Origin of the sequence: Streptomyces wedmorensis, assembly GCF_000716445.1 — a bacterium.
GTDB classification, from domain to species: Bacteria; Actinomycetota; Actinomycetes; order Streptomycetales; family Streptomycetaceae; genus Streptomyces; species Streptomyces wedmorensis.
In genome coordinates this window covers 1-7,989 of record NZ_JNWK01000114.1, presented here as the reverse complement: position 1 = coordinate 7,989, position 7,989 = coordinate 1, and the positions used below count along the sequence as shown (strand labels likewise).

Here is a 7,989-nt window from a genome sequence, read left to right as displayed (position 1 = left end):
TTGAGACGTCAGACACCTCGATCAACAGCACGGGGGCCTCGCTCGTTGCGCTTCACGGACCGTCACCCGATCGGTGGCCACATCGAAGAAGCTCAATGAGCTCTGAGCGGCCTCGAGCATGGTGGGCTGCTGTACGACTTGGTGGCCTATCCGGCGAGGGTGAGGTTGTGCATCCGTGCGATGCCGAGCATGGCGTGGTGGACGCCGTTGCCTTTGAGACGGCAGTCGCGGAGGATCTTCCAGGTTTCATGCGGGCGAAGACGTGCTCGACGCGGGCGCGGACCTGTTTGTGGGGCTTGTTGTGGGCCTGCTTCCAGTCAGGCAGTTCCTCGCCCTTGCGGCGTCGGTGGGGCATCACGAGCCCGGTGCCCGGATAGCCGCCGTCGACGATGGTTGTGGTCGTGCCGACGGCGGCCTTCGCGCCGGACTCCTCCCATGCCTTGCAGTCGTTGCGGTTTCCGGGCAGGGGCTGGCCGACCACCACGACGAGTTGGGTGTCGGCGTCGATGACGACCTGGTGGTTGGTGGAGTAGCGGTAGTTCTAATAGGTCATCGGTGGCCCCGAGCGCGTAAGCGCAAGGGGTGCCATGCGAGGCGGGAAACTGCTTGTGTTCCGGGTGTGAGTAGTTGGCGTACAGGAAATCCCGGTGAGAACGATCATGGTCGGCTAGCACACCGTCCCGTGGCATCGCTGAGGTTCCCGGAAAGATCGTCGAGCGGGTGCCGGCGCTGGCTACGGTCCGCCTCGTGCCGGTGGAGTTTCTGACTGATGAGCAGGCCGAGGCGTACGGGACGTTCACCGAGGTGCCCACGCGCCCGGAGCTGGAGCGGTTCTTCTTCCTCGACGATGACGACCGCGATCTGATCGCGCTGCGGCGTACCGACGCGCACCGGCTGGGCATGGCGGTGCAGATCTGCACAGTCCGCTACGTCGGCCGGTTCCTGGGCGAGGACCCGCTCGCGGTGCCGTGGGAAGCCGTGGAGTACCTGGCCGAGCAGCTCGGCATCCTGGACGCCTCGTGCGTGAAGCGGTACGCCGAGCGACGCTCGACGGTGTACGAGCACGCGGACGAGATCCAGAAGCGGTTCAAGTACCGGGACTTCACCGACCGCGAGTGGGGCCGGGAGTTCCGCAGCTTTCTGTACGGGCGGGCGTGGACGCACGCCGAGGGGCCGGTGGCACTGTTCCACCACGCGGTGACGTGGCTGCGGAAGAACCGGGTACTGCTGCCGGGTGCCTCGGTGTTGGCCCGGCAGGTGTCGGAGGCCCGTACGGCGGCAGAGCGGCGCCTGTACGACGCGGTGGCCCGGGCGACGTACCGGGCCGATCCCGTGCTCGCACCGGCCTTGGCGAAGCTGCTGGTGGTGCCGGAGGGCAGGCGGGTCTCGGAACTGGAGCGGCTGCGCACACCGCCGGTGAAGTCGACGGGCACGGCGATGGTCCGCGCGATGGAACGAGTGGGGGAGATCTCCGCGTTCGCTCTGGGCCGGGTGAACCTGTCACGGGCGCCGGTGAACCGGCTGTCCGCGCTGGCCCGGTACGGGCAGCTGAGCAAGGCGCAGACGATTCTGCGGGCGTCGGAGCCGAGGCGGACCGCGCTGCTGACTGCGGTGGTGCGGCAGCTGGAGGCGCAGGCGGTCGACGACGCGCTGTACCTGTTCGCGGTGCTGATGGCGAACCGGCTGATCAGCCCGGCCCGGCGGGCGTCGGACCGGGAGCGCCTGGCGATGCTGCCGCAGCTGGAGAAGGCGGCCCGGATCCTGGCGAAGGCGTCGAAGATCCTCACTGAGGAGCTGGACCTGGTCGCCGAGCACGAGGCGGACCTGGACGTCGCCGCGCTGTGGGCGGCGGTCGAGGAGGCCGTGCCGCGTACGGTGGTGGCCGGGGCGGTCGCGACCGTCGAGGCCCTGGTGCCCGAGGACGACGGCTCGGCCGAAGCCGCGATGCGCGAGAAGCTGGCCCTGCGCTACAACACCGTGCGCCCGTTCCTGTCCCTGCTCGGCGAGTCGGACGCGCTGGGCGCCGCCCCAGCCGGGCGGCGCATCCTCAAGGCCGTGCGTCGCCTGCCCGCACTCTCGCGGCGCCGGGTCAAGGACCGGCCGCTACTGCCCCGCGAGGTCGACGCCGAGCTGATACCGGCGATGTGGAAGCGCGCGGTGTTCTCCAACGCCAAGCTGCCGCAGGGCGCGGTGGACCGCGACGCGTACGTGGTGTGCGTCCTGGAGCAGCTGCACCGCGCCCTGAACCGGCGCGACGTGTTTGCCGCCCCGTCGAACCGGTGGGCGGACCCGCGGGCCCGGTTGCTGGACGGTCCGCGGTGGGATGCGATGCGCCCGGACGTGCTCGCGGGCCTGTCCCTGACCGAGGACGCCGAGGAGCACCTGGCCCAGCTCGTGAGGGGGCTGGACGCGGCGTGGCGGCAGATGGCCGACCGTCTGGAAGAGGCCGGCGCCGACGCGAAGGTGGAGATCGTCGTCCCCGAGGCCGGCGGACGCGCCCGCCTGTCGGTGGACAAGCTCGGCGCCGTCGGCGAGCCGGAGTCGCTGACCTGGCTCAAGGCCACCACGGAGGCGATGCTCCCGAGGATCGACCTGCCGGACCTGCTGTTCGAGGTCCACTCCTGGACCGGTTTCCTCGACGCCTTCGGGCACGTCTCCGAGCGGCGCACCCGCATGGAGGGCCTGCTTGTCTCCCTGGTCGCGCTGCTGGTGGCGGAGAGCTGCAACATCGGCCTGCCCCCGGTCATCGACCCGGAGAACAAGGCGCTGACCCGCTTGCGCTTGTCCCACGTCGACCAGAACTACGTGCGCGCCGACACCATCGCCGCGGCGAACGCCGCGCTCATCACCGCCCAGTCGCGCATCGAGCTGGCCCAGATGTGGGGTGGCGGACTGCTCGCCTCCGTCGACGGCCTACGGTTCGTCGTCCCCGTCAAGAGCATCAACACCGGGCCCTCCCCCAAGTATTACGGCTACAAGAGGGGCGTGACCTGGCTAAATGCCGTCAACGATCAGGTCGCGGGGATCGGCGCGATGGTCGTACGCGGCACACCGCGCGATAGCCTCTATACCCTGGACACCCTGCTGAACCTCGACGTCGGGGTAAGCCAGAGATGGTCGCGACAGACAACGCTTCGTACTCCGACATGGCTTTCGGTCTGTACGAGATGCTCGGCTTCCGCTTCGCCCCACGCTTCCGCGACCTGGCCGACCAGAGGTTCTGGCGGGCCGACCTGCCCGACGGTGAGGCGCCGGCCGCCGGGTACGGGCCGCTGGAGGCCGTCGCCTGCAACAAGGTGAACCTCAAACGGATCGCCACGCACTGGCCGGACATGCTCCGTGTCGCCGGATCGCTCATCACCAACCAGGTCCGCGCCTACGACCTGCTGCGGATGTTCGGCCGCGAGGGACATCCCACCCCGCTCGGCGCCGCATTCGCCGAGTACGGGCGGATCGACAAAACCATGCACCTGCTCGCCCTGGTCGACCCGGTCGACGACACCTACCGCCGCCTGATGAACCGACAGCTCACCGTCCAGGAGTCCCGCCACCGCCTGGCTCGCGCCATCTGCCACGGCGGCCGCGGGCAGATCCGCCAGGCATACCGCGAGGGCCAGGAGGACCAGCTCGCCGCCCTCGGCCTGGTCCTCAACGCCGTGGTGCTCTGGAACACCCGCTACCTGGACGCCGCCGTAGCCCAGCTCCGGGCCGAAGGCCACGACATCAAGGACGAGGACGTCGCCCGCCTCTCCCCGCTCAAGGACCGGCACATCAACTTCCTTGGCCGCTGCCTGTTCAACATCAAGGCCAGCGGCCCTGGCCGGGGCCTGCGTCCCTTCCGTGACCCGGACGCCGCCGAGAACGATGAGGAAGGGGACTGATGGCCCAGTTCGACACTGCGGTCAGCCTCTCAGCTCTAGGAGTCAGAGGTGGGGGGGGCGGGACAAGCAGCCGGACTTTCCCCTGCACGATGTGCGACTGGCGTGGGGCAGGGCGGGGAAAGCACGCCAGCAGTCGGCGCGGTGCCACCGAGCAAGGCAGTCATCAGAGGCTCTACGACGCGTTCTTGTCCTCAACAAAGAAGAAGAGTGCCTTATTTTCGTGCCCATAAGTGCACGCGCCCTTCCAGTGATGTTCCACGTACTCTCCGGTACTCACGTCCTTCAGGCGGTGAATGCCGTGCCATTTCGAGCTACCGATTTCAAGGACCATCCTGTGGCCGTCCGACCAGTTCCCGCTGCGCTTTACGCGGTCGCCCACCTTTCGCCAATACTGCATATCGCAGCGAAGCCTCAGGTGGTCTCCCTCGTAAATAGCCGACGTGTCGCTCTGGGAGTCGTAATTGAAGAACCTTAGGCCGTACTCGTAAGGCCTGTCGCCGGAACCCTTGATCACATAGTCCCAGTCATACTCATAGTTGCGGAACCATTTGGCGTACTCGCCGACGAAGTACCCCGTGTTGTCGTTCATGTAGCCCAAAGAGTATTTGTAAACTTTCCCCTTCCTGAGGGGAGCTCCCGTGTGGTCGGTGATCGGCTCACGCCCACTCTGACTACCAGCGTCTCGTGCGACTGCGCGCGGAGCTGGGGCGACTTTGAACGTCTCTTCATCCATTACCTGTTTCCCTTCGCTGCGAGAGCCCGGCGGCTGCCGCCGGCAAGCAGTACCGACGGCACATGGGCGCCCATCGGGGCGGCTGAACCGCCGCCTTCATGACGGTTCCACTATCAGCGCTCAGGGAGAGGCACGCCTGATCAGGCGGGTTCGAAAGAGTGACGCCTCGGTTCGCATCGACAAGTCCCGATTCGTGACTCCGAAGCCACGATCGCGTTCGACGTCTGCACCAAGAAGACACTCGCCCGGGAACCGGCCTTAGCAGGTCACCCGGCTGCCGGGCCCGCCAGGAACCAGCTGTGCACGCCCACCACGCGAGGGACTACGGACATTCATTCAGCACTCCGAGCCCCTGATCACCGGGGCGGCCATCACCCTCATGCGCCGACGCCTCGCCCGCAAGGGCGCTACCCCAGCCGGTCGAAAGCCACGTCGACCAAAGGCTGTCTGACCTCTGGCTCCGAGCGCTGGCCGCAGGTAAAACCCGCCGACCGTGCATGACAGGCTCATGCCTGTGATCGATGAATTCGCGACAGAGTACCTACCCAGCGATCTGCGGGAGTTTCGCGAGGCGATGCTCTGAAAGCTCGACGGGCTCAGCGAGGACGACATCCGCCGCCCCCTGACCTCGACGGGAACCAACCTTCAGCCAGGCCGGTGAGTCCGGTGGCGACTTAGTACTCCAGTCACACTTCGCGATCTGGTTCGATGGCCATACAACGTTGACGGCCTGTGGTGCTGTGGAGGTGGGGCAATTTGAACGAGCGCGTGGTGGTCCTGAACCGGTTGGCGCAAGGCATCCGTCCGCTTGATCAGGGCGTCGACTGGTTCGGGAGCTTGGACGGCGCCGAGCAGTTCGAAGTCCTGCGTGACCTGGCGGGCTTCTGTATCCAGGCCCGCGCCCTCATCGAGGACGGGCCGGAGGCTATCCGCAGGGCCGGGATCCGGCCCACCCATACCCCGGCCGTGCTGGTCACCCGAGGGCGCCTGGCCGAGCAGCTGGCAAAGATCATCAATTTGCCGCAGGACGAGCGCGTCAAGGCGTTCCGGCTGCTGGTCGCTCTGCTCGGCGTGGCCGACGAGCGGCGGCGGGCTCGGTTCTGTGCCCAGGGGTGCAGCCATGCCTGGCACCATCTGGGCACGGATGCAGGAACAGGAGCGGCCACCACGTGATCATCACAGGTTGTGTGGACTCCTGAAGATCATGCTGTGGCCGCGGGCCACAGCATAGATGCAGCCCGCTGGCGAGCGATGTTCGACCAGGCCATGGCCCGGATCGCGGGCCGGTTCCGCAGGGTGGAACCACGGACGACCGCTCGCGCCTATCTGCTCGGACTGCTGTCCCGAACTGAGCGGAAGAACTGCTGGCAGCTGGCCGAGCAAGCCGGCCATGACCGCCCCGGGCCGATGCAGCGGCTGCTGCGATCCGCCCGTTGGGACGCCGATGATGTCCGTGACGACGTCCGCGCCTACGTCCTTGACCACCTCGGCACCGACGACGGCGTACTGATTGTCGACGAGACGGGGTTTCTGAAGAAGGGCTGGAACTCGGCAGGCGTACAGCGGCAGTACACCGGCACCGCGGGCAGGATCGAGAACAGCCAGGTCGGCGTCTTCCTCGCCTACGCCTCCAGCAGAGGACGGGCGCTGATCGACCGCCGGCTCTATCTGCCCGATGCCTCGTGGTGCCAGGACACCGAGTGCCGCACTCGCTCCGGCGTGCCCGAACAGGCCCAGTTCGCAACCAAGCCCGCGCTGGCCGGGCAGATGATCGCCGCGACACTGGACGCCGGGATCGGAGCCTCGTGGGTGACCGGTGACGAGGCATACGGCCAGGACCCGGGCCTGCGCGCTCTGTTGGAGGGCCACCGGATCGGCTATGTTCTGGCCGTCTCCTGCAGCACGCGCGTGCGGATCAACCAAGATAGGACCGCCACCCGCTCGGACGCGGTGGCCGGCCTCCTGCCCGGCTCCGCCTGGCACCGGCAGAGCGCCGGAACTGGTGCGAAGGGGCCGCGCTACCACGACTGGGCCTGGATCGAGATCGGTGCCGACGGCCACCGGCACCTCCTGATCCGCCGCAACCCGACCAGCGGCGAACTCGCCTACTACCTGTGCTGGTCCCCGACCCGGGTGGCCCTGTCCGAGCTGGTTCGGGTAGCCGGGACCAGATGGTGCATTGAGGAGTGCTTCCAGGCCGCGAAAGGCCAGGTCGGGCTGGACCACTACCAAATCCGCCACTGGACCGCCTGGCACCGGCACATCACCCTGGCCATGTTCGCGCTCGCATTCCTGGCGGTCCTCGCCGCCGACGCGACGCCGGAAAGGACCTCTCAGCCAAACCAGCCCGCCCGCAGCACCGACCCAATCGACCTGACCGTCCCCGAGATCCGCCACCTGCTCGGAACTCTGCTGAACCCCACAAGCACCTCTCCACGCAGGCTGCTGCACTGGTCAACCTGGCGCAGACGACACCAGGCCGCGGCTCGCCGCAGCCACTACCAGCGGCGGCTCGCCAGCCCCTCAACCGGGTAGATCACGAAGTCGCACTGGAGTATTAGCTGCCTCTGGGGACGGGCGGCAGGATGTTGGGGGTGCCGATCTCGGGCAGCTTGCTGTCCCCTCCGGGGATGATCGGCAGGCTGCGGGTGTCGCCGGCCTGGGGCAGTTCGTCGCCGTCCTCGGGGTCGATACCGTCGACTGTCGGGGGGATTGCGGGTGACTGGGTGTCGTCTGCGGTGGGTTCGAGCTTAGTGGGGTCGTCGGCCATGAGCATGCCTCCCTGTCAGTAGGGGGTTCAGCAGTCAATCTAAATTTTCTCCCGTAACCCCTGTCCAGGGGTTACGGGAGAAAATTTAGGGCCTGTAAACGGGTGGGGGCTCGTTGGGGTCGATGGGGATGGGTGTGCCGTTCGCCCCCGTCTTGTATTTCCCCAGGGTGCACGGGTTGCCGTCGGCGTCGTACCAGCCGTCGTACACGCACTCGCCGTAGTGGGAGTGGTCCTCGGTTCCGGCGAGGATGCTTGCGCTGTATTCGTACCGCTCCTTGTCGCTCATGCGTGAGCTGTTGGGGCTGGCCTCGTCTGGCTGATCGGCCATGGCGCCTCCTCGCGTCTGTGTGGGATGGCTGCCGCTTCCGGCTGTCATCCCACACAGTGCCCGGCTCGTGCCGGTGTACGCCAGGCCCGCTCGTTCGGGTGAAGCCGCAGACGTCGCGCGCGGCACCCTGGCCCGACCACCCGCTCTCACCAACCAAAGATCTTTTACGGGACAACCGTTAGGGCCTGCCGATCATCAAGGTGTTGCTTTCAAAGCTGGGGCTCGTTGGTGTCGTATGCGCATCCCGGACGAGACTCGTGATCAACTTGCCGTGAAG

Annotated in this window: 5 protein-coding genes and 2 pseudogenes; 3 read left to right on the top strand and 4 right to left on the bottom strand. The window is 67.2% G+C overall.

Annotated elements, in window-relative coordinates:
* Positions 1-146: 146 nt before the first annotated feature.
* Positions 147-541 (bottom strand): annotated as a pseudogene (locus tag OO54_RS44645) (transposase); the annotation flags it as partial.
* A 206-nt stretch (positions 542-747) separates the two neighbouring features.
* On the opposite strand from OO54_RS44645, the pseudogene OO54_RS42105 reads away from it, so the two are divergent.
* Positions 748-3,881: pseudogene (locus OO54_RS42105) on the top strand (Tn3 family transposase).
* Positions 3,882-4,053: 172 nt separating this feature from the next.
* On the opposite strand, the gene OO54_RS40345 reads toward OO54_RS42105, so the two are convergent.
* A complete protein-coding gene (locus tag OO54_RS40345) occupies positions 4,054-4,470 on the bottom strand; it encodes a hypothetical protein (protein ID WP_033212586.1) in 417 nt (138 codons plus the stop codon).
* A 900-nt stretch (positions 4,471-5,370) separates the two neighbouring features.
* Here OO54_RS40345 and OO54_RS40340 point away from each other — a divergent pair.
* Together OO54_RS40340 and OO54_RS40335 are read left to right on the top strand one after the other, a co-directional pair.
* Positions 5,371-5,787: a DUF5958 family protein gene (locus OO54_RS40340; protein ID WP_033212585.1), complete on the top strand. Its 417-nt coding sequence runs from the start codon at positions 5,371-5,373 to the stop codon at positions 5,785-5,787.
* A gap of 78 nt (positions 5,788-5,865) precedes the next feature.
* Entirely contained in the window at positions 5,866-7,149 is a 1,284-nt protein-coding gene (locus tag OO54_RS40335) for an IS701 family transposase (protein ID WP_078905619.1), read from the top strand.
* A 22-nt stretch (positions 7,150-7,171) separates the two neighbouring features.
* Here the strand turns inward: OO54_RS40335 and OO54_RS40330 are convergent, their stop codons facing one another.
* Positions 7,172-7,384, bottom strand: a complete 213-nt coding sequence (locus OO54_RS40330; protein WP_157856606.1) for a hypothetical protein — start codon at positions 7,382-7,384, stop codon at positions 7,172-7,174.
* Positions 7,385-7,469: 85 nt separating this feature from the next.
* A complete protein-coding gene (locus OO54_RS40325) occupies positions 7,470-7,712 on the bottom strand; it encodes a hypothetical protein (RefSeq protein WP_033212581.1) in 243 nt (80 codons plus the stop codon).
* Positions 7,713-7,989 lie beyond the last annotated feature (277 nt).

Bases quoted from the DNA above. Each gene is read 5' to 3' on its own strand.
- OO54_RS40345 (WP_033212586.1), bottom strand. From the start codon at position 4,470: ATGAACGACAACACGGGGTACTTCGTCGGCGAGTACGCCAAATGGTTC.
- OO54_RS40335 (WP_078905619.1), top strand. From the start codon at position 5,866: ATGTTCGACCAGGCCATGGCCCGGATCGCGGGCCGGTTCCGCAGGGTG.
- OO54_RS40330 (WP_157856606.1), bottom strand. From the start codon at position 7,384: ATGGCCGACGACCCCACTAAGCTCGAACCCACCGCAGACGACACCCAG.
- OO54_RS40325 (WP_033212581.1), bottom strand. From the start codon at position 7,712: ATGGCCGATCAGCCAGACGAGGCCAGCCCCAACAGCTCACGCATGAGC.